This is a genomic window from Micromonospora sp. CNZ322, from assembly GCF_007827755.1.
The window spans coordinates 109,359-135,964 of record NZ_VITD01000005.1 but is presented as its reverse complement, the minus strand read 5'-3'; the positions used below and the strand labels follow the sequence as shown (position 1 = coordinate 135,964).

At 71.4% G+C, this 26,606-nt stretch carries 26 protein-coding genes and 1 pseudogene; 15 read left to right on the top strand and 12 right to left on the bottom strand.

All coding sequences use genetic code 11. The annotated features are described in order from the left end of the window. The first annotated feature begins 52 nt into the window (after window positions 1–52). Window positions 53–1,252 (top strand): RtcB family protein, encoded by a 1,200-nt coding sequence (locus FB453_RS14580; protein WP_145790614.1) that lies wholly within the window; start codon window positions 53–55, stop codon window positions 1,250–1,252. Between the two features lie 41 nt (window positions 1,253–1,293). Here the strand turns inward: FB453_RS14580 and FB453_RS14575 are convergent, their stop codons facing one another. From FB453_RS14575 to FB453_RS14550, 6 genes are all read right to left on the bottom strand, one after another. Further along, the gene (locus FB453_RS14575; protein ID WP_145790612.1) at window positions 1,294–2,085 is read right to left on the bottom strand and encodes a maleylpyruvate isomerase N-terminal domain-containing protein; all 792 of its coding nucleotides are present in this window, start codon (window positions 2,083–2,085) and stop codon (window positions 1,294–1,296) included. 111 nt (window positions 2,086–2,196) lie between these two features. Next, entirely contained in the window at window positions 2,197–3,690 is a 1,494-nt protein-coding gene (locus tag FB453_RS14570) for an MFS transporter (RefSeq protein ID WP_112587788.1), read from the bottom strand. A 34-nt stretch (window positions 3,691–3,724) separates the two neighbouring features. After that, the gene (locus FB453_RS14565; RefSeq protein ID WP_112587786.1) at window positions 3,725–4,354 is read right to left on the bottom strand and encodes a TetR/AcrR family transcriptional regulator; all 630 of its coding nucleotides are present in this window, start codon (window positions 4,352–4,354) and stop codon (window positions 3,725–3,727) included. 137 nt (window positions 4,355–4,491) lie between these two features. Beyond that, window positions 4,492–5,391, bottom strand: coding sequence for a Gmad2 immunoglobulin-like domain-containing protein (locus tag FB453_RS14560; protein WP_145790609.1), 900 nt, complete (start codon window positions 5,389–5,391; stop codon window positions 4,492–4,494). Continuing rightward, on the bottom strand, window positions 5,388–6,839 hold the full coding sequence (locus tag FB453_RS14555; protein ID WP_145790606.1) for a sensor histidine kinase: 1,452 nt from the start codon (window positions 6,837–6,839) through the stop codon (window positions 5,388–5,390). Before FB453_RS14555 ends, FB453_RS14560 begins: the two co-directional genes overlap by 4 nt. 14 nt (window positions 6,840–6,853) lie before the next feature. Further along, window positions 6,854–7,534 carry a response regulator transcription factor gene (locus FB453_RS14550; RefSeq protein ID WP_112587780.1) on the bottom strand — a complete coding sequence of 227 codons (681 nt, stop codon included), beginning with the start codon at window positions 7,532–7,534 and terminating at the stop codon, window positions 6,854–6,856. A 165-nt stretch (window positions 7,535–7,699) separates the two neighbouring features. Between FB453_RS14550 and FB453_RS14545 the strand changes: the two genes are divergently transcribed. From FB453_RS14545 to FB453_RS14520, 6 genes are all read left to right on the top strand, one after another. Then, the gene (locus FB453_RS14545) at window positions 7,700–8,014 is read left to right on the top strand and encodes an L-rhamnose mutarotase (RefSeq protein ID WP_225855080.1); all 315 of its coding nucleotides are present in this window, start codon (window positions 7,700–7,702) and stop codon (window positions 8,012–8,014) included. 273 nt (window positions 8,015–8,287) lie between these two features. Beyond that, window positions 8,288–8,662 carry a hypothetical protein gene (locus FB453_RS14540; RefSeq protein WP_145790604.1) on the top strand — a complete coding sequence of 125 codons (375 nt, stop codon included), beginning with the start codon at window positions 8,288–8,290 and terminating at the stop codon, window positions 8,660–8,662. 242 nt (window positions 8,663–8,904) lie between these two features. Next, window positions 8,905–9,318, top strand: coding sequence for a DUF6069 family protein (locus FB453_RS14535; protein ID WP_145790601.1), 414 nt, complete (start codon window positions 8,905–8,907; stop codon window positions 9,316–9,318). A gap of 36 nt (window positions 9,319–9,354) precedes the next feature. Beyond that, window positions 9,355–9,708, top strand: coding sequence for a YciI family protein (locus FB453_RS14530; protein WP_145790599.1), 354 nt, complete (start codon window positions 9,355–9,357; stop codon window positions 9,706–9,708). Window positions 9,709–9,729: 21 nt separating this feature from the next. Further along, a complete protein-coding gene (locus tag FB453_RS14525) occupies window positions 9,730–10,929 on the top strand; it encodes a sigma-70 family RNA polymerase sigma factor (protein ID WP_145790596.1) in 1,200 nt (399 codons plus the stop codon). Then, window positions 10,926–11,504 carry a dihydrofolate reductase family protein gene (locus FB453_RS14520; protein WP_145790594.1) on the top strand — a complete coding sequence of 193 codons (579 nt, stop codon included), beginning with the start codon at window positions 10,926–10,928 and terminating at the stop codon, window positions 11,502–11,504. The genes FB453_RS14525 and FB453_RS14520 overlap by 4 nt, the downstream gene beginning before the upstream one ends. A 1-nt stretch (window position 11,505) precedes the next feature. On the opposite strand, the gene FB453_RS14515 is transcribed toward FB453_RS14520, so the two are convergent. Both FB453_RS14515 and FB453_RS14510 read right to left on the bottom strand, forming a co-directional pair. Beyond that, window positions 11,506–12,369 (bottom strand): NADP-dependent oxidoreductase, encoded by an 864-nt coding sequence (locus FB453_RS14515; protein ID WP_225855081.1) that lies wholly within the window; start codon window positions 12,367–12,369, stop codon window positions 11,506–11,508. 70 nt (window positions 12,370–12,439) lie between these two features. Further along, a complete protein-coding gene (locus FB453_RS14510; protein ID WP_145790589.1) occupies window positions 12,440–13,078 on the bottom strand; it encodes an HD domain-containing protein in 639 nt (212 codons plus the stop codon). Window positions 13,079–13,224: 146 nt separating this feature from the next. Between FB453_RS14510 and FB453_RS14505 the strand changes: the two genes are divergently transcribed. Further along, window positions 13,225–14,202: a GlxA family transcriptional regulator gene (locus FB453_RS14505; RefSeq protein WP_211326658.1), complete on the top strand. Its 978-nt coding sequence runs from the start codon at window positions 13,225–13,227 to the stop codon at window positions 14,200–14,202. A 60-nt stretch (window positions 14,203–14,262) separates the two neighbouring features. Here the strand turns inward: FB453_RS14505 and FB453_RS14500 are convergent, their stop codons facing one another. Next, window positions 14,263–14,826, bottom strand: a complete 564-nt coding sequence (locus FB453_RS14500; RefSeq protein ID WP_145790587.1) for an AMIN-like domain-containing (lipo)protein — start codon at window positions 14,824–14,826, stop codon at window positions 14,263–14,265. Window positions 14,827–14,962: 136 nt separating this feature from the next. Here FB453_RS14500 and FB453_RS34870 point away from each other — a divergent pair. The 3 genes and pseudogenes from FB453_RS34870 to FB453_RS14490 form a co-directional block, all read left to right on the top strand. Continuing rightward, window positions 14,963–15,541, top strand: a pseudogene (locus FB453_RS34870) (snapalysin family zinc-dependent metalloprotease); the annotation flags it as partial. A 3-nt stretch (window positions 15,542–15,544) separates the two neighbouring features. Further along, on the top strand, window positions 15,545–16,249 hold the full coding sequence (locus FB453_RS34865; RefSeq protein WP_486480291.1) for a S1 family peptidase: 705 nt from the start codon (window positions 15,545–15,547) through the stop codon (window positions 16,247–16,249). A 126-nt stretch (window positions 16,250–16,375) separates the two neighbouring features. Continuing rightward, the gene (locus tag FB453_RS14490; RefSeq protein WP_145790583.1) at window positions 16,376–17,035 is read left to right on the top strand and encodes a hypothetical protein; all 660 of its coding nucleotides are present in this window, start codon (window positions 16,376–16,378) and stop codon (window positions 17,033–17,035) included. Window positions 17,036–17,048: 13 nt separating this feature from the next. On the opposite strand, the gene FB453_RS14485 is transcribed toward FB453_RS14490, so the two are convergent. Further along, on the bottom strand, window positions 17,049–17,879 hold the full coding sequence (locus FB453_RS14485; RefSeq protein WP_145790580.1) for a DUF3152 domain-containing protein: 831 nt from the start codon (window positions 17,877–17,879) through the stop codon (window positions 17,049–17,051). Window positions 17,880–18,017: 138 nt separating this feature from the next. On the opposite strand from FB453_RS14485, the gene FB453_RS14480 reads away from it, so the two are divergent. Continuing rightward, complete coding sequence (locus FB453_RS14480; protein WP_112602767.1) at window positions 18,018–18,518, top strand: SigE family RNA polymerase sigma factor; 501 nt, start codon at window positions 18,018–18,020, stop codon at window positions 18,516–18,518. Next, window positions 18,515–19,273 (top strand): hypothetical protein, encoded by a 759-nt coding sequence (locus FB453_RS14475; RefSeq protein WP_145790578.1) that lies wholly within the window; start codon window positions 18,515–18,517, stop codon window positions 19,271–19,273. Before FB453_RS14480 ends, FB453_RS14475 begins: the two co-directional genes overlap by 4 nt. A gap of 14 nt (window positions 19,274–19,287) precedes the next feature. On the opposite strand, the gene FB453_RS14470 is transcribed toward FB453_RS14475, so the two are convergent. Beyond that, the gene (locus FB453_RS14470) at window positions 19,288–22,065 is read right to left on the bottom strand and encodes an ATP-binding protein (protein WP_145790575.1); all 2,778 of its coding nucleotides are present in this window, start codon (window positions 22,063–22,065) and stop codon (window positions 19,288–19,290) included. Between the two features lie 204 nt (window positions 22,066–22,269). Here FB453_RS14470 and FB453_RS14465 point away from each other — a divergent pair, with 204 nt between their 5' ends. Continuing rightward, complete coding sequence (locus FB453_RS14465; protein WP_145790573.1) at window positions 22,270–23,721, top strand: M28 family peptidase; 1,452 nt, start codon at window positions 22,270–22,272, stop codon at window positions 23,719–23,721. A gap of 61 nt (window positions 23,722–23,782) precedes the next feature. Here FB453_RS14465 and FB453_RS14460 read toward each other — a convergent pair whose 3' ends face one another. Then, window positions 23,783–24,481 carry an SDR family oxidoreductase gene (locus FB453_RS14460; RefSeq protein ID WP_112587750.1) on the bottom strand — a complete coding sequence of 233 codons (699 nt, stop codon included), beginning with the start codon at window positions 24,479–24,481 and terminating at the stop codon, window positions 23,783–23,785. Window positions 24,482–24,630: 149 nt separating this feature from the next. On the opposite strand from FB453_RS14460, the gene htpG reads away from it, so the two are divergent. Next, on the top strand, window positions 24,631–26,559 hold the full coding sequence (htpG, locus tag FB453_RS14455) for a molecular chaperone HtpG (protein ID WP_145790571.1): 1,929 nt from the start codon (window positions 24,631–24,633) through the stop codon (window positions 26,557–26,559). The last annotated feature ends 47 nt before the right edge of the window (window positions 26,560–26,606 follow it).

The window sequence follows — 26,606 nt, the reverse complement described above, 5'->3', positions numbered from 1 at the left end:
GGCGACCAAAATCTGATCATTACCGGTCACGGCACGACTGAAGGAGTCCACCATGGGATTCACCCCTCTCGCCGGTACCCGGGCACCGGTCCGGGTCTGGACCGACCCGTACGCCATCGAGCCGCAGGCCGCCAAGCAGCTGCGCAACATCGGCGCGCTGCCCTGGGTGCAGGGTGTCGCCGTGATGCCCGACGTGCACTTCGGCAAGGGCGCCACGGTCGGCTCGGTGATCGCGATGCGGCAGGCCGTCTCGCCGGCCGCGGTCGGCGTCGACATCGGCTGCGGGATGTCGGCGGTCCGTACCTCGCTGACCGCCGCCGACCTGCCGGACGACCTGGCCGGGCTGCGCTCCGCGATCGAGGCCACCATCCCGGTCGGCTTCGCCCAGCGCAAGGACTCGGTCGACACGCGTCGGATCCGGGGCCTGGAGCAGGCCGGCTGGGACGACTTCTGGGGCCGGTTCGCCCGCCTGGACCGGCGGGTGGCGCAGCTGGAGACGCGGGCGCAGCGGCAGATCGGCACCCTCGGCGGGGGCAACCACTTCATCGAGGTCTGCCTGGAGCAGGGCGGCGCCGACGAGGGGCGGGTCTGGCTGATGCTGCACTCCGGGTCCCGCAACATCGGCAAGGAGCTGGCCGAGCGGCACATCGGGGTGGCCCGGGGGCTGCCGCACAACGCTGACCTTCCGGACCGGGACCTGGCCGTGTTCCTCGCCGGGACGCCGGAGATGGACGCGTACCGGCGGGATCTCTGGTGGGCGCAGGAGTACGCGCGACGCAACCGGGCGGTCATGCTGGCCCTGCTCTGCGGTGTGGTGCGCGAGCACTTCCCGCAGGTCGGCTACGACGAGCCGATCAGCTGCCACCACAACTACGTCTCCGAGGAGAGCTACGACGGGGTGGACGTGCTGGTGACCCGCAAGGGCGCCATCCGGGCCGGCCGGGGTGACCTGGGCATCATCCCCGGGTCGATGGGCACCGGGTCGTACATCGTGCGGGGGCGGGGAAACACTGACGCGTACTGCTCGGCGTCGCACGGGGCGGGGCGTCGGATGTCTCGGGCGCAGGCCAAGCGGACGTTCAGCACGGAGGACCTGGCCGCGCAGACCGCCGGGGTGGAGTGCCGCAAGGACGCCGGGGTGGTCGACGAGATCCCCGGAGCGTACAAGGACATCACCGAGGTGATGGCCCAGCAGGAGGACCTCGTCGAGGTGGTCGCGCACCTCAAGCAGGTGGTCTGCGTGAAGGGCTGACTGCCGTGCGGGCCGGGGAGACCGGCCCGCACGGCCGCTGGTCAGAAGCCGACGAAGACTCGGCGCAGGTCGTCGAGGGTCACCGAGCCGGTCACCTGCACCCCGTCGGGGGTGTGCTGGGGGCCCAGCCGTCCGGTGGCCAGCCGCAGCCACGCCTCGGCCGGGGCCACCAGCTCCCCGTCGGGGCGCTCCGGCGCGTCGACGATCTCGACCTTCTCGCCCAGCCGCAGCCCGAACGTCCGCTCGGGCGCGTGCAGCCGGACCAGCACTGTGGCCTCCCGGCCGGCCAGCTCCTGGGGTCGGCTGGTCCAGGCCAGCATGCCGCCGATCTGGTCGAGCAGCAGCGCCACCGCACCCGGCGTCACCGCCGCGAACCTGTTGAACGCCACCTCGGCGTCCCACTGGTGCAGGGCGAACTCGCTGAGCCGGAACCGGGCCGCGGTGGCCACGTCGACGGGCTCCGGCAGGAAGCCGAGGTCGATCCGCATCGAGGCCCGGGTCTCGGCGTCCAGCGCCTCGTACGCCTCGACCAGCCGTTCGTTGGTGGCGAGGAACCCGGCGGCGTGCTCGGCCGGGGACATCGCGTCCCAGCGTGCCCACACGCCCCGGTTGAAGTCCCCGTCCGGGCCGGGCGCGCCGGAACGGGCGGCGTCCAACGTCGCCAGGTTGATCTCGGCGCCGCTGCCCAGGTGGCTCAGCACCTGGGAGACCTGCCACTCGCTGGCCCCCGACGGCCGGAGCAGGTCGTCCTCCTTGAGGTCCCGTACGAGCGCGGCGAGCTCCTCGTGGCCCGCGCGCAGAGCTGTGATGATCTGGTCAGCAGGGGTCGACATGGATCTCCTCAAACGAGATTTTCGACGATGATCGGGACGCTACCGGACGTGGCCGCCGGCCGGCCCGCCCCGGGGTAGGGGCGCTCCGGACGGCGGCCACGGTGGTCAGGCTCAACCCATGTGCACGGTGTTGCCGGTCGGGATGTCCTCCTTGCGGACCTTCACCAGGACCAGGGTGGCCAGTCCGGCGAGCACGATCAGCGCCGCGCCCCAGGCGAAGGCCACCCGGTAGCCGTGCACCAGCGCCTCGACCTGGTTGACCGGGTTCGGCGCCCGTCCGACCAGATAGGCGGCGACCGCGCTGGTGTAGAAGGTGTTCAGCAGCGCGGTGCCGAGCGAGCCACCGATCTGCTGGGTGGCGTTGAGCGTCGCGCTGGCCGCGCCGGCGTCGTGCTCCGGCACCCCGACCAGGGCGAGGCTGGACAGCGGGACGAAGGTGAAGCCCAGCCCCAGGCCCAGGACGACCTGCGCGGGCAGCAGGTGGGTGAGGAACGAGGTGTCCACGTCGATCTGGGTGAGCACCAGCATGCCCAGGGCGGCGAGCGCCGAACCGGCGACCATCAGCGGCTTGGCACCCAGCCGAGGCATCAGTTGGCTGGCGCCACCCGCGGCGATCAGCACACCGGCGGTGACCGGCAGGGACGCGAGACCGGCTTCGAGGGGCTTGTACTGCAACACCACCTGGAAGTAGAAGGTCAGGAAGAGGAACGCCCCGAACAGGCCGGCGCCGATCAGCGTCGAGGTGAGGAACGCCCCGCCCCGGTTGCGGTCCAGCAGGATCCGCAGCGGCAGCAGCGGGTGGCTGGAGCGCAGCTCGATCACCACGAAGACGGCGAGCAGCACCACGCCCGCGGCGATGAAACCGAGCGTCGCGGTGGCGTCCCAGCCGTCCTCGGCCGCCTTGGTGAAGCCGTAGACCAGGGAGACCAGGCCGGCGGTCACCACGATCGCACCGGGCACGTCGTAGCGGGTGTTGCCGTGGGCCCGGCTCTCCGGCACCAGCGGCAGCGCGAAGGCGATGGCAATGGCGGCGACCGGGATGTTGACCAGCAGGCACCAGCGCCAGTCGGCGTACTCGGTGAGCACCCCGCCGAGCAGCAGGCCGACCGCCGACCCACCGCCGGCGATCGCGCCGTACACCGCGAAGGCCTTGGCCCGCTCGGTGGCCTCGGTGAACAGGACGGTGAGCAGCGCCAGCGCGGCCGGGGCGAGCAGCGCCCCGAAGGCGCCCTGCAACGCGCGGGCGGCGAAGAGCATCTCACCGGTGGTGGCCAGACCGCCCAGGGCGGAGGCGAGCGCGAAACCGGTCATGCCGACCAGGAAGGTGCGCTTGCGCCCCCAGTAGTCGGCGATGCGACCGCCGAGCAGCAGCAGACCACCGAAGGCCAGCGTGTAGGCGGTGATCACCCACTGCCGGTTCGCGTCGGTGATCCCCAGGTCGGCCTGGGCCTGCGGCAGCGCGATGTTCACGATCGTGGCGTCCAGGACGACCATCAGCTGTGAGATCGCGATGACCGCCAGCGCGATCCAGCGCCGCGGGTGCGGTGCGCCTGTCGACGCCCCGGCGTTGGGCGCGCCGGGCGCGGTCGAGGTGGTTCCGGGCATGGTGAAGCCTTCCGTGTTGCGAATATTCGGTGAATCAGGCCGGCGACGGACGGTCGTGCTGATAGCGGAGTACCGGAATCAGCACCTGGTCGACGACCTGGGTGAGGAACGCGTCATCGGCGGGTAGGCCGTGCGCGACGATGCGGGACATGGTGAGCGCGGGCGCCAGATCATGGAACAGCTCCCGCTCGCCGGCCTCCGGCGGGATCTCCCCGCGGGCGGCGGCCCGGACCAGGATGGCGGTGCTGGCCACCCGCCCGGCCGGCAGCACCTGGTGACGCACCAGCCGTTCCAGCTCGGGGTTGGTCCGCATGGCGAAGGTCAACGCCTGCATGAGGTCGCAGTCGGCCGTGCAGATCGCGGCCGTGGCCCGCAGCAACTCGATCAGGTCGCCGCGGAGGGAGCCGGTGTCCGGCGGGTTGTGCACACCCACCTGCCGGTCGCGCAGGGCGGCGACGACCAGCTCGGCCTTGCCGTCCCAACGTCGGTAGATGGTGGCCTTGCTGACGTGGGCGCGAGCGGCGACGGCGTCGATCGTCATCCGGTCGAAGCCGACCTCGCGCAGGGTGTCGATGACGACGGTGAACAGGTCGCTGTCGGTGCAGCGCGGAGCCCGGGCTGCCGGCACCCCGGCACCCGCGCCCACCTGCTGACCACCCAGCATCCCGACCCCCCCGCGAAACGATGTCGTACTGACCCTAGTTCGCGGTTGGCTGATCGTGCAGGCTTTCGTGAGTTGCCTCGCACCCAACCGACGAAACGATTGCGTTTCCAGCGGGAGTCCGGCGGGTGAACGGGTGGTCAGCCGCCGGGGGAGAGGACCACCGGCACGGCCATCGTGTTGATCCGCGCGCCGTTCTCGGCGGACACCTCGTACACCTCGACCGTGCCCTTCTGCTCGCGGACCGGGCGCCAGCCGACCACGACCCGGTAGCCGCCCCGGCAGCCGCTGCCGCAACTGGCGGTGCCGAAACCGGTGGCCACCTCCCGGCCGGCGGCGTCCAGCACCCGGACACTCACCGTGGCCTCGAACACGGTGGCGGTGCCGGTGACGACGAGCGGGGCGGAGACGCGCTCGCCGGGGATCGGGCCGGTGACCACGATCGGTGGCAGCAGGTCCGCGTAGTCCGCCCGGTCGACCGGGGCCGCGCCGTCGAGGCGGACCTGACGCACGCTGGGAAACTGGGTGAGCGTCCACACCACCTGCGCCTCGCGCAGCCGACGGGTGGCCGGGTCGCCGACGGACGGCACCCGCAGCGTCGCCACGCCGTCGGCGATGCGGGTGACCTCGACGCCGGCCGGAAACAGGGTGGTCATCCCGGTGGCGGCCTCGGCCGGGCTCGGCCCGGTGGCCAGTTCGGTCAGCGCCAGCCGGGACGTCGCGAGCGTGGCCGGCCGGGTGCGCCGGGTCGGCACGAGCAGCCCGGCGCGGACGTACCACAGCTCGATGGTCACCGGCCCTGCCCGGCGCGTGCCGGTGGACGCCGCCGTCGACGGAGCCGGCGGCCGATTCGTGGGTGGTGGCGTCGGTGCCGCAGCCCGGGTCGGGGTGGGTTCCTGGCGGTCGGTGGGTGCGACGCTCGGCGGCGGCGCGGTGGGCGCCGGGCCCAGGTCACCGGAGCGGGGAGTGCCGCAGCCGCCGAGCAGGAGCGCCGCGACCAGCGCCGATGCGCTCAACCCGACCGTGCCGCGGCCGGTCATCCCACACCGCCCGGCGTGCCGGCGGTACGCCCAATCGGACCCGGGCGCGGCAGGTCACCGTGCGGGCCGGCGGGACCGTCAGCGGGCAGCTCCAGTCGGAACCGGGTGCCCTCGCCCGGTTCGCTGCGCACGCTCAGCGCGCCGCCGAGCAGCTCGGCGTGCTCCCGGGCGATGGCCAGCCCGAGCCCACTGCCCGGCGCGGAGCGGGACGGATCGACCTGGTGGAACCGGTCGAACACGCGGGGCAGATGCTCGGCCGGGATGCCCGGCCCCTCGTCGGTGACCTCGAAGACGACCAGGGGACCCGCGCCCGCCACGCTGGCCGTGATCTCGCCACCGCCGTGCTCGACCGCGTTCGCGACCAGGTTGGCCAGGACGCGCTCCAGCCGACGCCTGTCGGTGCGCGCCACGACGGGATCACCGATGACCCGCACCCGCGGCGACCAGCCGCGCGCCGCGACGATGCCGTGCAGCAGCGCCAACGCGTCGACCGGCCCGACGGCCAACTGCTCCCGCCCGGCGTCCAGCCGGGAGATCTCCATCAGATCCTCGACCAACCGGCGCAGCCGGACCACGTCGCCGACCAGCAGCCGGGCCGCCGGCCGGGCGTCGTCGGGCAACTGGTCGAGGTGCTCGCGCAGCAGCGACGCCGCGGCCACCAACGCGGTCACCGGGGTACGAAGCTCGTGCGCGACGTCGGCGGTGAACCGCCGCTCGCGGGCCTGCGCGGCCGACAGCGCCGCGATCTTCGACTCCAGTGCCTCGGCCATCTCGTTGAAGGTCGCCGCCCAGACGCTGAACTCGTCGCGCCCGCGTACCGGCAGGCGGGTGGCGAGCAGTCCCTCGGTGAGTGCCCGGGCGGCCCGGCTGGCCCGGCCCACCGGCTCCAACGTGCGGCGGGCCAACGCGTGACCCACCGCGGCGGCGAGCAACACCACGAGCACCCAGCCGGCCACCAGCGCTGTGCGTAGCTGCCCCAGGTCGGTGGCGACGTCGTCCTCCACGGTGAGGACGTACAGCTCGGCGGTCGAGCCGGGAATGCGCCCACCGATCACCAGCAGCCGAGGACGCTCCTCCGGCGCGGAGCGCTGATAGCCGAGCCGCCCGTCCGCGACGACGGCCCGCAACCGGGTCCCCAGCATCGGGGCGTACGCGGGGTGCGAGGCGTGGGTCGGGCCGTCGACGAGCAGCACGTGCCGACCGCTGGCCTCGAAGCTGGTGAGCAGTTCGGTGCTGCGCTGCTCGGTCAGTGGCAGGAACTGCCCAGCGAGAACGAGTTGGTAGCGGGCGTCGGCGGCGGCCTCGTGCAGCGACGCGTCCAACCAGGACTGCCGCAGCAGCAGCCCGGTCCCGCCGGCGAGCAGCCCGGCCGAGACGCCGGCGACCAGGACGAACGCGATCGTCAGCCGGCGCCGCAGGCGTCCGGGGAACACCGCGCGTCCGGCCATCGCTGCCCCCCCCGTCAGCCCGTCGACAGTTTGTAGCCCGCGCCGCGTACGGTCCGGATCAGCCGTGGCTGCGCCGGGTCGTCCTCGACCTTCGCGCGTAACCGCTGCACCGCCACGTCGACCAGTCGGGAGTCGCCGAGGAAGTCGTGGTTCCAGACCAGGTCCAGCAGCAGCTCCCGGGTGAAGACCTGACCGGGCCGGCGGGCCAACTCCAGTAACAGGCGGAACTCGGTGGCCGTGAGCGCCACCTCTCGGCCGTGCCGGCGGACCACGAAGCCGCCCGGGTCGATCTCCAGGCCGCCGACCTCGATGACGGTCGAGGGGGTTGGCACGCTCACCCGGCGCAGCACCGAGCGAACCCGGGCCACCAGCTCGGGCAGGTCGAAGGGCTTGCGCAGATAGTCGTCCGCGCCGCACTCCAGCCCGACCACCACGTCGATGGTGTCGGTGCGCGCGGTCAGCATCAGGATTGGCACCTGGCTGGTCCGCCGGATCTCCCGGCAGACCTCCAGACCGTCCAGACCCGGCAGCATGATGTCGAGCACGATGAGGTCGACCGGGTGGGCGCGGAACGCGGCCAGGGCCTGCCGTCCGTCGACCGCGGTGTCGACCCGGAAACCGGCGCGACGCAGACCGAGGGCGGTGACCTCCCGGATCGAGAAGTCGTCCTCGACCACCAACACGCGGCCCTCCATCACCCGAGGGTAGACCCGGCGCCACAGTGTGTAGTCCTGGCAAAACGGTCGACATCGGGGGCCGGCTGGCCCCCTCCCGGCACTGTCCGACCGCTACGGTCAGGTGCCTTCGGCACCCCTGAACCAGCTCACACGAAAGGGCACGACGTGAAACGTCATGGCTGCGTGATCCGACTCCGCCCCGAGCAGCGGGAAACCTACCTGCGGTTGCACGCCGCCGTCTGGCCGAGCGTGGAGAAGACGCTGCGCGAGGCGAACTTCCGCAACTACACCATCTTCCTCCACGACGATCTGCTCTTCGGCTACTACGAGTACGTGGGCGACGACTACGAGGCCGACCTGCGGCTGATCGCGGCGGACCCGCAGACACAGGAGTGGTGGAAGCTGACCGACCCGTGTCAGGAGTCGATCGCCGAGCCCGGATCGGGGGACTGGTGGGCCCCGATGCGGGAGGTCTGGCACCTGGCCGACGAGGCTTAGGTTGACGGCGTCGATCATGGAGGTGTGGTGCCCAAAGTGGTGACTGGTGCTCACTTTGTCGCCCACCACAACTCCATGATCGGCGAGGCGGGGCACTCACCCTCAGCTACCGTGCCACTGACGGGTCGTCCGCTCCCGCCCCGCCGCGCAGTCGACTCCTGCTGGCGTTGCTCACCGTCCGTGGTGTGTAGACCGCACTACTATGCGGGTGTCGAGATTGCATCCGAGTGGTCCGGTGTGACAACGGATCACCGAGGCATTGCGGGGGCGACGGTGACCGACGGTGGCAGCGGGGGCGGCGCCGACAAGCGCGAGCGCGGGACGACGCCGCAGCGCACCAGTGCCGGGGTAGCTTTCGCACTAGCGCTGTTGGCGGTCCCGCTACTGCCGATCATGTGCCTGTCGGGCCTGGCACTTGTCATGACCATGGCTCCGTCCGAGCCTTGCCGGCCCCCTTTCGTGCAGGATCCCTCCGATTGCGGACCCGAGCCGTTGGCACTGTTGCCGACCGCGTTGCTGGCCGGCGGCTACGGCACAGCGGCCATCGTCCTGGCCCTCAGAACTGGCCTGCCGCCCTGGGTGCGCATCGGCGCCTTGTGCGCGGCGCCGGTGGTCGCCGTTCCACTTCTCTGGGCGCTGTTCGTCTAACTTCGCTACTGATCGCGCTCGGAGTTGTGGCGGCGGCACCGCACGTCGGCCAGCGTGCCGTCGGATGTCGACCAGCCGAGCTGCCAGAATCGGTGGTCGGGCTCGTCCGCTATGTCCCGAGACCTCGAAGTCAGAACTCGTCGACAAAAATTCTGGGCGTGCTGTCGATCGGGAGCGGTTCAGTTCGTAGCCCTGGTGAGAGCCCGGCATCGCGACGGGCCGCACACCCACTGGAGGGCACGATGACCGCCACTGCGAACACGACCCGCGCCACCGCGTCGACCGTCGGTGCGGTGATCCGGACCGGTGTCGTCGCCACGGCCGCGGCGAGCGCCGCCACCATGACCGTCGCCGCCGCCGGACACCTGGCCGGGATCAGCCTCGAGCTGGGAGGCGCCCCGATCCCCGTGACCGGGTTCGGCGTGCTGACCGCAGTCTTCTCGCTGATCGGCGTGGCCATCGCCGCGTCGCTGGCACGTTTTGCCCGGCGCCCCCGGCGCACGTTCGTCCGCACGACAGTGGTGCTGACGGTGCTGTCCCTGGTGCCGGACGTGATCGCCGACGCCGGGGCGGCCACCAAGGCGCTGCTGATGCTCACCCACCTCGTCGCGGCCGCGATCGTGATCCCCGCCGTCGCGCGCCGCCTGGCCGCCTGACCTGTTCCCATCCCACCGAGCTACCGGAGGACCATCATGAAGCAGTACCTGCTGTCCGTGCACTTCGTCGAGGGCGCACCGACGCCGTCCGACGAGGAGACGCAGACCATGTTCAGGGAGACCGGCCGGATCAACGACGACATGCAGGCCGCGGGCGCCTGGGTCTTCGGCGGGGGACTCACCTCGCCGGACAGCGCCACCGTCGTCCGGGTCGAGAACGGCACCACAGCCATGAGCGACGGGCCGTTCGCCGAGACGAAGGAGCACATCGCCGGGTTCTGGGTCATCAAGTGCGCGGACCTGGACGCGGCGCTGGCCTGGGCCGAGAGGTGCGCGGCGGCCTGCGGCCCGGTCGAGGTGCGCCCCTTCGACGACCTGTCCCAGGCCTGACCCGCAGCCGGTCTCCCCGACATGGACCTGGCGAGCATCTACCGCGCGGAGTACGGCCGCTGCGTCGCCACCCTGGCCCGCCTCCTCGGCGACATCAACCTCGCCGAGGAGGCCGTCCAGGACGCCTTCACCACGGCGCTGCAGAAGTGGCAGACCCTGCCGCCGAACCCGGGGGCCTGGATCGTGACCACCGCACGCAACCGTGCCGTCGACCGCCTTCGCCGGGAGTCGACCCGCGAGGCCCGGCACGCCCAGGCCCTGCTGCTGTATCACCAGGATGAGCCCTCGGAGGTGGGACCGGTGCGGGACGACCAGCTGCGACTCATCTTCACCTGCTGTCACCCGGCACTGGCGCCGGAGGCGCGGACGGCTCTCACCCTGCGCCTGCTGGGCGGCCTCGACGTACCGGAGATCGCACGTGCCTACCTGGTCCAGGAGGCGACAGTCGCCCAGCGGATCGTGCGCGCCAAGAAGAAGATCCGCGACGCCGCCATCCCGTACCGGGTGCCGGCCGAACATGAGCTGCCGGACCGGCTGCCGCCCGTCCTCGCGGTGCTTTACCTGATGTTCAACGAGGGCTACGCGTCCACCGCCGGCCCGTTGATCAGAACGGACCTGTGCGCCGAGGCGATCCGGCTGGCCCGCGAACTCGCCGCGTTGATGCCCGACGAGCCCGAGGTCCTGGGCCTGCTCGCCCTGCTGCTGCTGACCGAGGCGCGCCGCCCGGCCCGGCTCGGCCCGACCGGCGACCTGGTGCTGCTGGCCGACCAGGACCGATCACTGTGGAACCGGCCGCTCATCGCCGAGGGCCACGACCTGGTCCGCCGATGCCTGCGCCGCAACCGGCCCGGCCCGTACCAGATCCAGGCCGCGATCAGCGCTGTGCACACCGACGGCGCCGCCACCGACTGGCCGCAGGTCCTGGCGCTGTACGACCAACTCCTCGCTCTCGCGCCGACCCCGGTCGTGGCGCTCAACCGTGCGGTCGCCGTCGCCGAGGTGCACGGGCCGGCGGTGGCCCTCGCCGCGCTGGAGGGCATCGACCTCCCGAGCTATCACCGGCTTCCCGCCACCCGGGCCGAACTGCTAGCGCGGCTCGGACGGAACGACGAGGCCATGGCCGCCTACGACCAGGCCGCGGCACTGGCCACCAACGAGACCGAGCGCGCCTACCTGCAGACCCGTCGTACCGAACTCACCCGTGAACGGAGAACATCATGACCGCTACCTACACCATCGACGTCTTTTCCAGCCTCGACGGCTTCGGAACCACCAGCGGCAACTGGGGCGGCTACTGGGGTAAGCAGGGCCCCGAACTGCTCGCGCACCGCCTGTCCGTGTACAGCGCGGAGCAGCGCATGGTCTTCGGGGCCAACACGTACCGGGTGTTCGCGCAGATGCTGGCCGCGAGCACCGAGGAGTCCGATGTCCGCGACGCCTGGGTGACCCAGATGAGGAACCTCCCGGCGACCGTGGTTTCGAACACGCTGGAAGGCCCCCTCGACTGGCCGGACGCGACAGTCGTGCGCGGTGACGCGGTCGACGTCGTCGCCCGGCTCAAGGAGGAGTCCGCCGTGCCCCTGCGATCGCACGGCAGTCTGTCGTTGAACCGGGCGCTGATGGCCGCCGGGCTGGTCGACCTCGTCCAGGTGACGCTCTTCCCGGTGATCACCGGACAGACCGGCACCGAGCCGATCTTCCAGGGAGCGGCCGACTTCGACCTGGAGTTGATCGAGAGCCGGACCCTGGACGGTCGCACCCAGGAGCTCGTCTATCGGCCCACCCTGCACGTCTGAGTCACTGTTCGTCAGCGACCTGGATGATCGTCTTGCCCGGTGCGCGCTGGTGACGGGCGAACGCCGAGGCCGTTTCGTGCAGCGGCCGGACGCCGCCGACGATGGGTTTGAGCCGTCCGCTGCGCAGACGCTGGGCGAGGTCGATCAGCCGGACGCGATCAGGCTCGACGACGAAGAAGACGGCTCGCCCGTCCTTCGGCTGAACGGTGGGCGGCGCGGCGATGGTGACGACGGTGCCGCCCGGGCGTACCAGGTCGGTCGATCGCTGGAGGATCTCGCCGCCGATGACGTCGAGCACCACGTCCACCTCGCCGACCTGGTGCAGGTCGTCGGCGTCCAGGTCGACGAAGGTCTGCGCGCCGAGAGCGAGCGCGAGATCACGGTCGTCGGCCCGGCCGGTGCCGATCACGTGGGCGCCCACCTCCCGGGCGAGTTGAACGGCGATCGAGCCGACGCCGCCCGCGGCACCGTGAATCAGGACGGTCTGGCCTGGCGCGAGGTGGGCGTGGTCGAACAGTGCCTGCCATGCGGTCAGTCCGGAGATGGGCAGCGCCGCGGCCACGGCGTGGTCGATGTCGGCCGCGAGCGGAGCGAGGTTGCGAGCCTCCACCGCCGTGTACTCGGCCAGGGATCCGTTGCGCGCCCAGTCGGTCAGCCCGAACACCCGCTGGCCCACGGTGAGCCCGGTGGTTCCATAACCGAGTTCGACAACGACTCCGGACAGCTCGTGCCCGGGGATGCTGGGTGTCCGGTCGTGGCCGGCGCGATCGGTCCACGTCGCCGGCCAGGTGAGTTCGCCCGGGGTGAAACCGGCGGCGTGGACGCGCACGATGACGTCGTTCTCCGCGGCATGGGGGTACGGCATGTCGGTCAGGCTGAGCCCGCCGACACCCGCGTCACGGTCGCTTACGGTGATCGCTCGCATGGGCGTCCAATCAACTCGGCCAGGGCGAACCGACGATGCGTTCGACAGTCGTCACGCGCTGGAAGCCGGGAATGAAGTGTTCGAGGATGTCGGAGTTCACGGTGCCGTTCGTGGTCTCCGGGCGGTTCTTCAGCCCGTCGACGTGGGCGCGCAGGAACTCGTTCTTGAAGTCCCCTCGTGGGTGGGCGGCGAGGATGTCGCCCAGTTGATCGTGTTCCAGCCCGTCCAGACCGAGGCCGAGCACGTCGGTCAGGACGCCGAGGTACGTGGTGGCGATCTCCGGACCCATCCGGTCGGGAATACCCGGCGAGGTGTGCAGCGCGATCGCCGTCCACACGGTCTCGGCGGCGGCGGTCGAGAAACCCCGGCCCAGAAGGAACGCGCGCGCGTGGTCGGCGCCGTCGATCTCGAAGCGCTGCTGGACGTCGGAGAACGGGGTCAGGAGGCCGGTGTCGTGGAACATGGCCGCCAGGTAGAGCAGCTCCGGGTCCGGTGTCACGCCAAGCCTGCGAGCGTGAATCAGACCGAAGAGGAAAACCCGCCGGGAGTGGTGGTAAATGACCGGTCTGGTGGTTTCCTGGATGTGCCTGGTCGCTGCGGCTACCGCCGCCGTCTCAGGAATCTCCAACCCCCCGATGACCTCTGACATGTCCTCCGACCTTTCGGCAGTGTGCGGACGTTCTGACGTCCTCCATGCTGCCCACCGATCGTCGTACGCCGCCGCCCTCGTCCGGCCAGGAATCCCTCATATCCGGACACGGTTCACGGTCGGTAACGTCGTGCTACGAATGAGCGGTGCTGAACACCGGCCCGCATCGCGTCGCGATCTTCGTCTACGACGGGGTGACGTTGTTGGATGTCGCCGGTCCGGCGGAGGTGTTCAAGGAGGCGAACCGCTTCGGCGCCGACTACCGGATCGTGCTGTTGTCGCCGACCGGCGCGGATGTCACATCAAGTCTCGGGGTCCGGATGGCGGTTGACGGTGCCGTTGCTGCCGAGCCCGCCTTCGACACGCTCCTGGTGGCCGGGTCCGACCACTTTCCGCGCGCCCAGGTGCCTGCCGACCTCGCCGACGCCGTACGCCTACCGGCGGCGGTGGCGGGGAGGGTCGCCTCGATCTGCACCGGGGCGTTCGTGCTCGCCGCCGCTGGTGTCCTCGACGGGAAGCGTGCGACCACGCACTGGCAGGTCACGCACGAGCTCGCCGCCCGCTATCCAGCGTGCCGCGTCGAGCCGGACGCGATCTACGTTCGCGACGGCACCACGTACACCTCGGCAGGGGTGACGGCCGGCATCGACCTCGCGCTCGCGATGGTCGAGGAGGACCATGGGCCCGACCTGGCGCGCGACGTCGCACGCGCCCTGGTGGTGTACATGCAGCGTGCGGGCGGCCAGTCCCAGTTCTCCGCGCCGCTGCAGGGACCGCCGCCCCGCTCGGCGGCGCTGCGGACGATCACCGACGTGGTGACGGCGAACCCGCGTGGCGAGCACTCGCTCACCGAACTCGCCAGACACCTCAACGTGAGCACCCGGCAGCTCACCCGACTCTTCCACGACGAGTTGTCCACCACGCCGGCCCGCTACGTGGAGAACATCCGCTTCGACATGGCGAGGGCGTTGCTCGATCAGGGCCACAGCGCGACGCAGGCCGCGACCCTCGCCGGTTTCCCCAGCTACGAGAGCATGCGGCGGGTCTTCGCCCGGAAGCTGTCGATCAGCCCGGCCGCCTACCAACGCCGGTTCGCTACGGCGCGCCGCGCCCAGCCGGGTTAGTGCCTCGCTTGGCCGTCCGCCTCACCTCGACGGACGGCCAAGCGGATCGGCCGGTTCCGGTCACCACTGGTGGGCGACGTCGAGCACCACCCGGCTGTGGGCGCCGGGACCGGCGAGCACGAGCACCCGGAACGGCAACCGCGCCCGTACGCCGACGGCGAAGGTGCTGTAGCCCTCGAAGCTGCCGCCGAACACCACGTCACGCAGCGTGGGGTAGCGCAGCAGGTTCCCCACGTGCTCGCCGACCGCGTAGGGCACGGTGCCCAGGTGGTCGTCGTCGTACGCCGGGGCCCGCAGCGAGACCCGCAGCAGCGCCCCGCCGGCGGTGTACGGCGACAACGCCAACCCTTCGCCCTCGGTCCACGTCTCGCCGTAGCCGATCGCGTAACCGTCGACCGGGCCGTTGAACTCGAACACCACCCGGTCGTAGCAGTCGTGCCGGCCGGTCCGTACGTCGACCAGCGGGGCGCCGCTCAGCGCGCCGGCCGCCTTCTCCGCGCTGCCCCAGGTGATCCCGCAGTACGCCGCTCCGGTCGTGGTGCCCGCGGCGGTGCTGCTGCCGGCGCTGGCGACCAGCCCGGCGAGGACTACCGCCAACGCGGTCAGTGCGCTCCTGATCCTCATTGTGGTTTCTCCGTTCGGTACCGGGGTCACGTCGCGGCGGCGCTGCCGGTGACCCTCTGCCGCCACCGTCGTCCGGCCCCGGCACGGGAGCTTCGCCGCGGCGTAACCGCTGGGTAACAGCGTCCACGTCGCCGGTATGACGCTTCCGCTATGCCGAACATCGACCGCCGTCACATTAATATCTACGTGCATCGATGAACCGGTGGCCGACGGCCGCCGGACGACCGCAGGGGAGTACCCGATGTTCCGAGGACAACTGAGACGCGCGGCGCTGGCCATGCTGGCGGCGATCCTGGCGGCGGCCGGGATGCAGTTCGCCACCGGTACGCCGGCCGCCGCCGTCCGGACCGTCTACTACGACGCGAGCCGGACCGGCGAGTTCCGCACCAACTTCGACCAGGCGGCGCAGATCTGGAACAGCCGGGTCAGCAACGTCCGACTCCTGGCCGGCACCCCGGCCAGCATCACCATCTACGTCGACGACGGCTGGCCCCGCGCGCAGCCGACCGGTCTCGGCTCGGGCCGGATCTGGATGGGCCGCACGGCCGTCAACCAGGGTTACGACCGCACCCGCATCGCCACCCACGAAGTCGGGCACATCCTGGGCCTGCCGGACCGGCGCACCGGCCTCTGCTCCGACCTGATGTCCGGCAGCAGCGCACCGGTCTCCTGCCGCAACGCGAACCCCAGCGCCGCCGAGGCGAGCCGGGTGAACTCGCTGTTCGCCGGCACCCTGGCCGCGCCAGCCAGCACGACGTACACCTGGAACGGCGCCTCGGACATCAGTCCGCTGGTGGTCGGCGGCCGACCGGCCACGGAGAACTACCCCTTCATGGTGTACGTCTCAGGCTGCACCGGCACGCTGATCAAGGGCAACTGGGCGGTCACCGCCAAGCACTGTTCGACGCCGTCCTCGGTGTGGGTGGGCAGCATCAACCGTTCCAGCGGCGGGACCGTGGTGCGGGTGACCCGGGCGGTGAACCACCCGAGCGTCGACGTCAAGTTGCTGCAACTGGGCAGCTCGGTCACGTACGCGCCGGCCCCGATCCCGAGCACCTCCGGCGCGGTCGGTACCGCCACCCGGATCATCGGCTGGGGCCAGACCTGCGCCCCGCGGGGCTGCGGTTCGGCCCCGGCGGTGGCCAATGAACTCGACACGTCCATTGTGGCCGACAGCCGGTGCTCCGGCATCAACGGTCCGTACGAGATCTGCACCAACAACACCAACGGCAACTCCGGCGCCTGCTACGGCGACTCGGGTGGACCGCAGGTGCGCCGGGTCAACGGAGTGTGGAACCTGATCGGCGCCACGAGCCGGGCCGGCAACAACAACTCCACCTGCGCCACCGGCCCGTCCATCTACGTCGACCTGCCGTCGATCCGATCGTGGATCTCCACTCAGGTGGGTGGCCTGCCGGTCTGACCATCAGCGACATTCGCGGGCGGGGGCGAGCGCCAGAAGCGTCCCCGCCCCGGTGCGCCGGTGTCACCCACGCGATCCCACGATGCGGTACGGTGCGTGGCATATCGGCACATCGGAGGTGGCGTCATGCCTACCGTCGTCGTTCTCGCGCTGACCCTCGCCCTCGCACCCGCGCCGTCCCCGTCGGCCACCACCAATCCGCTCGGTGACATAGTCGGCGGCGTCGGCCGGATCGTCGACGACCTGCTCGGTGGCGACACGCCGAGTGCCGCTCCGACGCCGAGTGACACCCCCACCGGGGCGGCCACGCCGAGTCGGCCACCGGTCGCCGGTCAGCCCAGCCCTGCGGAACCCATCACGATCCCCAAGCCCGCCCGGTCGGCGGGCGGTGGTGTCCCCGCACCCGCGGCACCCGATCGCCGCACCGCCGGGGAGGGCACCGGCACCCGTGAGGCCGCCGTGCCGCCGCGTGACGGCGACACCCCCGCGCCGACCGTCCCGCCGGCGCTCGCCAACCCCACCCGCAATGCCTGGCCGCCCACGTCGTACCTGCTGGTCGTGGCGGTCCTCGCGGTGCTGGCGCTGCTGCTCCTGCGCCGCCGGGCCCCGGTTCCTGCCGTCGCCGCGCCCCGGCCGGACCCCGGACCCGTACCGGATTCCGGCCCGGAGCCGGATTCCGGCCCGGTGCCCGACAACGTCAGCCGATTGCCGACCAGTCTCAACGCCATCTACGAGATGGGCCGGCAGGACGAGCGACTCGAACAGGAGCGCCGCCGGCAAACCTGAGGGCACGCCGTCCTCACGACGCCGAGTACGCGCCCTCACGCCGGGGGATCGCGTCGTCGTACGCCCCGACCGGCCCGCTGTAGCGGGCCTTGCCCTTCGGGTACGGCCAGGCGTTCGCGGTGCAGCCGTGCAGGCCCAGCGTCTGCTGCTGCATCACCGGCGCCGGCCGGCCCCGCCCGGGGCACCGCTCGTGGCCGTACCCGAGTTTGTGCCCCACCTCGTGGTTGACCATGTACTGACGGTAGGTCTCCAGCGTCGCGCCGTAACCCGGTACCCCCTTGACCCAGCGCGCCACGTTGAGCACCACCCGGCCACCGTTGCGACAGGAGGTGTAGGCGTCCGGCACGTCCTGGCAGAGAATGTCGCGGGTGCCGGGGGTCGCCAGGTAGATGGTGAAGTCGGTCGGTTCGCCGGCACCGACCCGGCGCAACCGCCACGCCCCGCCCGCCGTCCACCCGCGTGGGTCGTTCAACGTCGTGGTGATCGCCGTGGCGATGTCCTTCGCCGGCAGGCCCCGGATGTCGCGCTCCACGGCGACCCGGTAGCGCAGCAACCGGCCGGCCGTCGCGCGCCCGGGGGTCGTCTCGCCGGGTGCCACCGACCAGCGGTTACCGCCGGTGGCGGGGTAGCTGACCGGAATGACGGGCGCGGAACTGGGTCGGACCTCGGCGGCCCCGGTCGGCCGACCGACAGGTGTCGCCGGTCCATCGGGCAGCGGCCCGGCGGCGACCGGGTCGGTGGCGGGTTGCCCGGCGGCGGGCAGGCCGCACCCGGTGAGCAGCGCCACCACCAGCAGCGACGCCATCGAGGCGCGACCCCAGCGGCGGGTAGCCTTCGTCGACATGTCTCTCCCCTCGCGCGTCGCTCGGCGGCGGCGCGGAGGAGAAGACGGGTGACAGTGGCGAAAAGTTGATGTGACCCAGGGCTCAACCTTTTGCCGACCTCGCCCGTCTCTAGCTCTGTGGCACGGGGAGGGTTCGCGGTGGCGCGGGGTGACGCGGATTTCGTCGAGTTCGCGCGGGCGGCGTCCGCGCGACTGGTGCACGCCGCGTTCCTGATGACCGGTGACCACCATCAGGCCGAGGACGCCGCGCAGACCGCACTGGTGCGCACCTACGCGTCGTGGTCGCGGATCCACGACGACGACGCCTACGGGTACGCCCGCCGCACGCTGGTCAACCATCTGGTCGACGGGTGGCGACGGCCGATGCGGGAGTACCCGACCGACGAGGTGCCGGAGCAACGGCGTGGCGATGTGGCCGACGACGTGGCCACCCGGCGCTGGTTGATCACCATCCTCGGTGCGCTCAGTCCCCGGGAGCGCGCCATCGTCGTCCTGCGCTACTACTTCGACCTGCCGGAGGCGCAGGTGGCCCGGGAACTCTCCGTATCCGTCGGCACGGTCAAGAGCACCAGCTCACGAGCGCTGGAGAAGTTGCGCACCGCCGCCCCCCGCACGGCCGATGAGGAGGCGCGCCGATGAGCGAGCTGGACCGGCTCCGCCACGCCATGCGAGCGACCGAGCGCCCCGACGCCGTGCTCGACCTGACCACCGTGATGCGCGAGGGACGTCGGCTGCGTACCCGTCGGCGCGTCGCCGGAGCCGGGGCGGCGACGCTCGCGACCGGCCTGGCCGCCGTGGTCGTGGTGGTGGCGGTCGGCGCGTCCGGGCCCGGCGCTCCGGCGCCGACCGAGCACCCACCGCCGGTCGCCGTCGCTCCACCGTCGGTCGGTGTCTCGCCGTGGGCGGAGAAGTCGCTGGGCTCCACGCCACCGCCGACGGTGGGCCGCGACGAGCCGCCACCGAAGCCCCTGGGCCAGATCGTGGACAGCGGGGTGCGGCACGGCGCCGAGCGTCGGGTCTACTACTTCGTCCCGGTGTCCGTGCCCGGCGAACCCAAGGTGTCCATCGGACTGGCCGCCGGTCGCCAAGCTCCGGACGGCTCGTTGAGCACCGACATCCTGGTCAACGACGTGGAGGGTAGCGACCGCAGCGCCGGGTTCCATCAGATCGGCTACGACGAGCGCTTCGCCGCGCCGGTGCCCACCTTCGGTTACTTCGTCGGCCCCGCCAAGCGGATCATCGGCACCCTTGACGGTCGGCAGGTCGACGCCCGAGTGGCGCCATGGAGTGGCGACAAGCAGGTGCTGATCTTCTGGTTCGACCCGGCGCGGCTCACTCCGGGAGAGCGGCTGGACGGCATCATCGCCCGCGACGCCAGCGGCCGCCGACTCTGACGCGCCGCCGGCGCTCAGGCCAGTCGACGCTCGATGGTCACAGTCGTCCCCTCGGCGGTGGAGACCAGCCGCACGTCGCCGTAGGCGTTCATCAGCAGCGCGCCGCGCCCCCGGTCCATCGCCGGCCGGCGGTCCCGCCAGGTGCCGAAATCTCGTACGGAGATCCGGACCAGACCGCCACCCATCTGGACGCGCACCCGCACCTCCGGGCGGCTGGGCCGCTGCGCGTGCTCGACGGCGTTGTTCATGGCCTCCGAGGCGGCGAGTAGGAGATCTTCCAGCACGTCCGGGTCGACGTCCAGCTCGCCCAGTGCGCCCCGGACGTCCCGACGCATCGCGGCGGCGGAGGTGGGTGCAGACGGGTACGTCCACCCGACGTCCAGGAGGTCGCCCAGCCCGTCCGGGTCGGCCGGCCCCTCCACGGCCTCGGACGCGTCGCGGACGGGTTCGACCACCGGGGTCGGCGGAACGGGGCCGACCGGGGCGGGTCGGGCCGACGGCGCAGGGACAGCGACCGTCGTCGGGTCGCCGCCGATCACGGCGGCGGGGGAACGGTCGCGGGCTCGGCGGATGCTGGCCCGGATCCGGGCGATCAACTCGGCCGCCGCGAACGGTTTGACCAGGTAGTCGTCGGCGCCCAGGCTCAGGCCCTCCACGCTGGCCTCCCCACCGGCGCGGGCGGAGAGCACCAGCACCGGCAGCGTCCGGGTCGTCGGGTCGGCGCGTAGTCGGCGCACCAGGTCGAAGCCGTCCAGCACCGGCATCATCACGTCGGTCAGGACCAGGTCTGGTGGATCACTGTGGATCTCGTCGAGGGCCTGCCGGCCGTCGGTGACGGCCCGCACCCGCCAGCCCTGCCCGGTGAGCAGCCGGGTGAGGTACGCCCGCATGTCGGCGTTGTCGTCGGCGAGCAGGATCCGGGCGCCGGACAGCTCGTCCGTGGCGGGCCCGGACGCGGGATCGGGCTCGGTCAGCACGTCGTCCGCTTCGGTGAGCCAGCCCATCGCCTCCTCGACGGCTGCGCGGGCCGCGTCACCCCGTCCGTCCACCGCCGGCCCGGTGACCGCTGTGCGGTGCGCCGCCGACCAGGGCAGCGTCACGGTGAACCTGCTGCCGACGCCCACCTGGCTGATCACGCGCACGTCGCCGCCCTCCAGCCGGGCCAACTCGTGCACCAGGGCCAGGCCGATGCCTGTGCCCTCGTGACTGCGCGAGCGCGCGCCCCGCACCCGGTGGAAGCGTTCGAAGAGTTTTGGCAGGTCCCGTTCCGCGATGCCGATGCCGGTGTCCGCGACGGTGAGGCGCACCTCCTCGTCGTCGGCGTCGAGGGTGACCCGGATGCGGCCGATGAACGTGTACTTCAGCGCGTTGGAGAGCAGGTTCGTGACGATGCGTTCCCAGTTGACCGGGTCGACAGCGACCGGCCGGGGCAGCGGTGGGCAGCTCACCTCGAGAGTCAGCCCGGCCCGCTCGACGGCGGCCCGGAACACCCCGGCGAGCTCGGCGGTCAGCGCGGCCAGGTCGACCACCCGGGCGTCGCTGCGCGCGCGCCCGACCTCCAGGCTGGAGAAGGTGAGCAGGCTGTTGACCAGCGTCAACAGTCGGGTGGCGTTACGCCAGCCGGTCTCCACCCGCTCCCGCTGCACCGTTGGCAACGGGGCGGTGGCGTCGGTGAGGGCGTCGGTCAGCGGCCCGAGGATGAGGGTCAACGGGGTGCGGAACTCGTGGCTGACGTTGGCGAAGAAGTCGGTTTTGACCCGGTCCAGTTCCGCCATCGCCTCGATCCGGCGCCGCTCCTCCTCGTACTCCTGGGCGTTGCGCAACGCCACGGAGATCTGCTGGGCGAGCAGTTGGTGGAAGGAGCGGTACCCCTCGTCGAGCCCTCGGCTGGGGCTGACTCCGGCGAGCAGGACGCCGAGCGGCTGATCCTCGTCGGCGGAGGGCAGCGGCAGCGCCAGCGCGGTGCGGACCGGGTCGTTCCACGGGCCGGCGGGCAGCGGCAGCAGGTCGGCGACGTCGGTCACCTGGGTCGCCCGGCCCTCGGCGGCGTCCGCCAGCCCCCAGGCGTACGCGGGCGGGCCCGGGTCGGTCAGCTCGACGGCGTCCGGCAGGGCCCGGGCGTGCCCCTGGTCGCCGCCGGTGCAGGCGACCCGGCGCAGCGCCGTGCCGTCGCGCAGGTAGATGGCGGCGAACGGCACGTCCAGGGGGTGGCCGTCGATCACGTCGATCAGCCGAGCGCCGGTGGCGTCCACGTCGACGGTGCGTCCGTCGCCGAGCACTGACAGGTCGCGCAGGAGACGGAGCCGACGTTCGCCGACCACCTGCTGGGTGACCTCGCTGCACACGGTCAGTACGCCGACGGTGCTGCCGTCGTCGTCGCGGGCCGGGGCGTGCGAGACGCTGAAGTACGCCTCCTCGCGGTAGCCGGCCCGCTCCAGCAGCAGTTGCAGCGCGGGGACCCAGCTGGCCATGCCGGTCGCCATGGCCTCCTCGATCAGCGGGGCGAGCACGTGCCAGCCCTCGGCCAGCGTCACCCTGACGTCGTCGCCGAGCGCGGCGGGGTGCTTGTCGCCGATCAGCGCCGAGTACGCGTCGTTGTAGAGCTGGGAGTAGCTCTCGCCCCAGAGCAGCAGCATGGGATACCGGGAGGAGAGCACCATCCGGACGGCGGCGCGCAGGCTCTGCGGCCATCCGCCGACCGGGCCCAGCGGGGTGCCGGCCCAGTCCAGCTGTGCCATCAACCGCCCGGTGTCGCCGCCGCCGACGAACAGGTCAATGCTGGGTCGCGTCACGCTCGATCCGACCCCATCGCAAGCCCCCGTTCCGGGCCCGACGACCCCTGCCGCGTTACCTACCCATCTTGACACCTCTACTCACCTGTGCCGACGCCGGTACCCATCGTCGAACCGGCGGCGGTTCGGGACGAACGACCGATGCTCAAGAAATAGATATCTGTCAGTGTCTCGGGTATCTCTCTCCAACCCCGAGGAGCCCCCATGAGAGGCAGAACGCTGAGCGCGGGAATCGCGCTCGCCGTGTTCGCCGGAATGACGGTGCCGCTGGCCGCCCAACCGGCGACCGCGTCACCTCCGACCGCCACGACGGTGACCCGGCCGATCGCCGCGTCCGCCGCCGCGTTGGCCGCGCCGGACATCTCCATCACCAACGTCCAGGCGCACCTGACCCAGTTCAACGCCATCGCCACCAGCAACGGTGGCAACCGACGGGCCGGCTCGGCCGGCTACACCGCCTCGCTCAACTACGTCAAGACCAGGCTCCAGTCGGCCGGCTACACCGTCAGCGAGCAGTACTGCTCCAGCTGCCGGTACCCCTCGAACAACCTCATCGCCGAGTGGCCCGGCGGCCCGGCCGACCAGGTGGTCATGTTCGGCGCGCACCTGGACGGCGTCGCGGCCGGTCCGGGCATCAACGACAACGCCACCGGCTCGTCGACACTGCTGGAGAACGCGCTGGTCCTGGCCGCGCAGAACCCGACAGTGACCAAACGGGTGCGGTTCGCCTGGTGGACCGACGAGGAGCAGGGGCTCAACGGCTCCCGGTTCTACGTCAACTCGCTCAGCGCCACCCAGCGCGGCTACATCAAGGGTTACTACAACTTCGACATGGTCGGCTCGACCAACGGTGGCTACTTCATCAACCGGGTCACCTCGACCACGGCGGCGCCGCTGAAGGCGTACTGGGACTCGTTGGGCCTGCAACCGGAGGAGAACGTCGAGGGCCAGGGCCGCTCCGACGACTACTACTTCCAGCAGGCCGGCATCCCCACCTCGGGCTACGCCGCCGGCGCCAGCGCCCGCAAGACCAGCGCCCAGGCCGCCAAGTGGGGCGGCACCGCCAACTCCGCGTACGACCCCTGCTACCACCGGTCCTGCGACACCACCGCCAACGTCAGCGCCACAGTACTGAACCGGGCGGCCGACGGTGTCGCGTACGCGCTGTGGCAGCTCGCCGTGGGCGGCGGCACCCCGACCTGCACCGGCGGCCAGGTGGTCGCAAACGGTGGCTTCGAGAGCGGCAGCACGCCGTGGACCGCGTCCTCCGGCGTGATCACCAACGCCAGCGGTCAGCCGGCCCGGAGCGGTTCGTACAAGGCGTGGCTCAACGGGTTCGGCAGCACCCGCACCGAGAACCTGTCGCAGTCGGTGACACTGCCGGCCGGCTGCGCCACGTACACGCTGTCGTTCTGGCTGCACATCGACACTGCCGAGACCACCAGCTCCACGGCGTACGACCGGCTCACCGTGCAGGCGGGCTCGACCACGCTGGCGACGTACTCGAATCTCAACGCCGCGACCGGTTACGTGCAGCGCAGCCTCAACGTGGCCGCGTTCGCCGGGCAGACTGTGACGCTGCGGTTCACCGGCACCGAGGACTCCTCGTTGCAGACCACCTTCGTGATCGACGACGTGACGTTGCAGGCGAGCTGACCGCGTACCCAAGAAAGGGCCGCCACCGGTTGTCTCCGGTGGCGGCCCGTCGCGTCGTGGGTCAGGGGAGCTGCGGGTAGAGCGCGGCGACGCCGCCAGCCAGCCCGGCCTGCACCTGGCGGCTGAGGTCGTCGGCGAGGATCTCGTACGCGTCGGCCTCGACGCCGTCGACGCCGATGCGGGCGATCGCCGCCGGGTCGGACTTCGGGCCGGTGATGTCCGCGGCCATGTCGGTGTCCAGGTATCCGACGTGCAGGCCGGCGACCCGGACGCCCCGGTCGGCCAGTTGGACGCGCAGCACGTTGGTCATCGCCCACTCGGCGGACTTGGCGGCGCTGTAGGCGGCGTGGGTCGGGGAGCCGAACCAGGACAGGACGGAGAGCACGTTGAGGATCGTTCCGCCGCCGTTGCCGGCGATGACCGGCGCGAACGCCCGGATGGTCGACAGGGTGCCGATGTAGTGGGTCTCCAGCTCCAGCCGGACGAGGTCCAGGTCGCCGTCGAGCAGGTCGGTCCGGGTGTCGATGCCCGCGTTGTTGATCAGCAGGTTCACGCCGCCGGCCAGCTCGGCGGCGGCGGCCACCGAGGCGGGGTCGGTGATGTCGAGACGGACCGGCGTCACGCCGGGCAGGTCGACGCTGTCGGGGTTGCGGGCGCCGGCGTAGACGGTGGCGCCCCGGGCGAGGAGTTCGGCGGCCAGGTGCCGGCCGAGGCCACGGTTGGCGCCGGTGACGAGGGCGGTGCTTCCAGCGATCTTCATGGCCGTCACGCTATCCGACCTGACTTCTGTCAAGCAAAGTCAGCTAGATCACGGGGGCGGTCGACCGGATCGGGAATACGACCCGGACGCGCCCACACCCCGACCGGTGACGACTCGTATCCTTTCCGCGAACCTTCGTACGAGCCGAGATGGGAGACGGTGTGAGCAACCAGGCCGAAACGTTGGAATTCCAGGCCGAGGCGCGTCAGCTCCTCCAGTTGGTGGTCCACTCGATCTATTCGAACAAGGACGTCTTCCTGCGGGAACTCATCTCGAACGCGTCCGACGCACTGGACAAGCTCCGGCTGGCCACCCTCGTCGACAAGGACCTCGTCGCCGACACCGACGACCTGCACGTCGCCCTGGAGATCGACCGCGACGCCCGCACCCTCACCGTGCGCGACAACGGCATCGGGATGACCCGCGACGAGGTCGTCCAGCTGATCGGCACGATCGCCAAGTCGGGCACCGCCGAGCTGCTGCGCCAACTGCGCGAGTCCGCCGAAGCCCACGCCAAGCAGGACCTCATCGGTCAGTTCGGCGTCGGCTTCTACGCCGCGTTCATGGTCGCCGACCGGGTCACCCTGCTGACCCGCAAGGCCGGCGAGACCGGCGGCACCCGCTGGGAGTCCACCGGCGAGGGCACCTACTCGATCGAGGCGGTCGACGAGGCGCCGCAGGGCACCACTGTGACGCTGCACCTCAAGCCGGCCGACACCGAGGACAATCTGCACGACTACACCGCCGAGTGGACCGTCCGCGAGATCGTCAAGCGCTACTCCGACTTCATCGCCTGGCCGATCCGGATGAGCGTCGAACGACCCGGCGCCGACGGTGAGGCCGCCACCCGCGAGGTGCAGACCCTCAACTCGATGAAGGCACTCTGGGCGCGGCCCCGCGACGAGGTCGACGCCGCCGAGTACAACGAGTTCTACAAGCACGTCAGCCACGACTGGGCCGACCCGCTCGAGGTCGTGCACATGAAGGGCGAGGGCACCTTCGAGTACGAGGCGCTGCTCTTCCTGCCCAGCCACGCCCCACTGGACCTGTTCTCCCCGCAGGGCCGCCGTGGTGTCCAGCTCTACGTCAAGCGCGTCTTCATCATGGACGACTGCGAGGCGCTGGTCCCGACCTACCTGCGCTTCGTCAAGGGCGTGGTCGACGCGCACGACCTGTCGCTGAACATCTCCCGGGAGATCCTCCAGCAGGACCGACAGATCCAGATCGTCCGCCGCCGCCTGGTCAAGAAGGTCCTCGCCACGGTCAAGGACCTCAAGGCCAACCACGCGGAGCGCTACCGCACCTTCTGGACCGAGTTCGGCGCGGTGGTTAAGGAAGGGCTGATCGACGACACCGACAACCGGGACACCCTGCTGGACATCCTGTCGGTGGCCTCCACCAACGACCCGGCCGAGCCCACCGACCTGGCCGGCTACGTGTCGCGGATGAAGGACGGCCAGAGCGACATCTGGTACGCCACCGGCGAGTCCCGGGCCGCCATCGAGAACTCTCCGCACCTGGAGGCGTTCCGGGCCAAGGGGCACGAGGTGCTGCTCCTCACCGACCAGGTCGACGAGGTGTGGGTCGAGCGGGTCGGCACGTACGACGGTCGGCCACTGCGCTCGATCGCCAAGGGTGAGATCGACCTGGACACCGACGAGGAGAAGCAGCAGGCCGAGGCCGAGCGCGAGCAGCAGCGACAGGAGTTCGCCGGGCTGCTCGACTGGCTGGGGACCACCCTCACCGACAGCGTCCGGGAGGTCCGCCTGTCGTCGCGGCTGACCACCTCACCGGCCTGCGTCGTCGGCGACGCCCACGACCTCACCCCGACCCTGGAGAAGATGTACCGGGCGATGGGGCACGAGATCCCCACGACCAAGCGGATCCTGGAGATCAACCCCGGTCACCCGCTCGTGTCCGGGCTGCGCAAGGCCCACGAGCAGGGCAGCGACACCGCCGCCCTGACCGAGACCGCCGAGCTGCTCTACGGCCTGGCGGTGCTCGCCGAAGGCGGTGAGCTGACCGACCCGGCCCGCTTCACCCGGACGCTCGCCGACCGGCTGGCCCGCACCCTGTAACTGGCGTACCCCCGGCCGGCGGGCCGCCCGAGCAGCGGGCCCGCCGG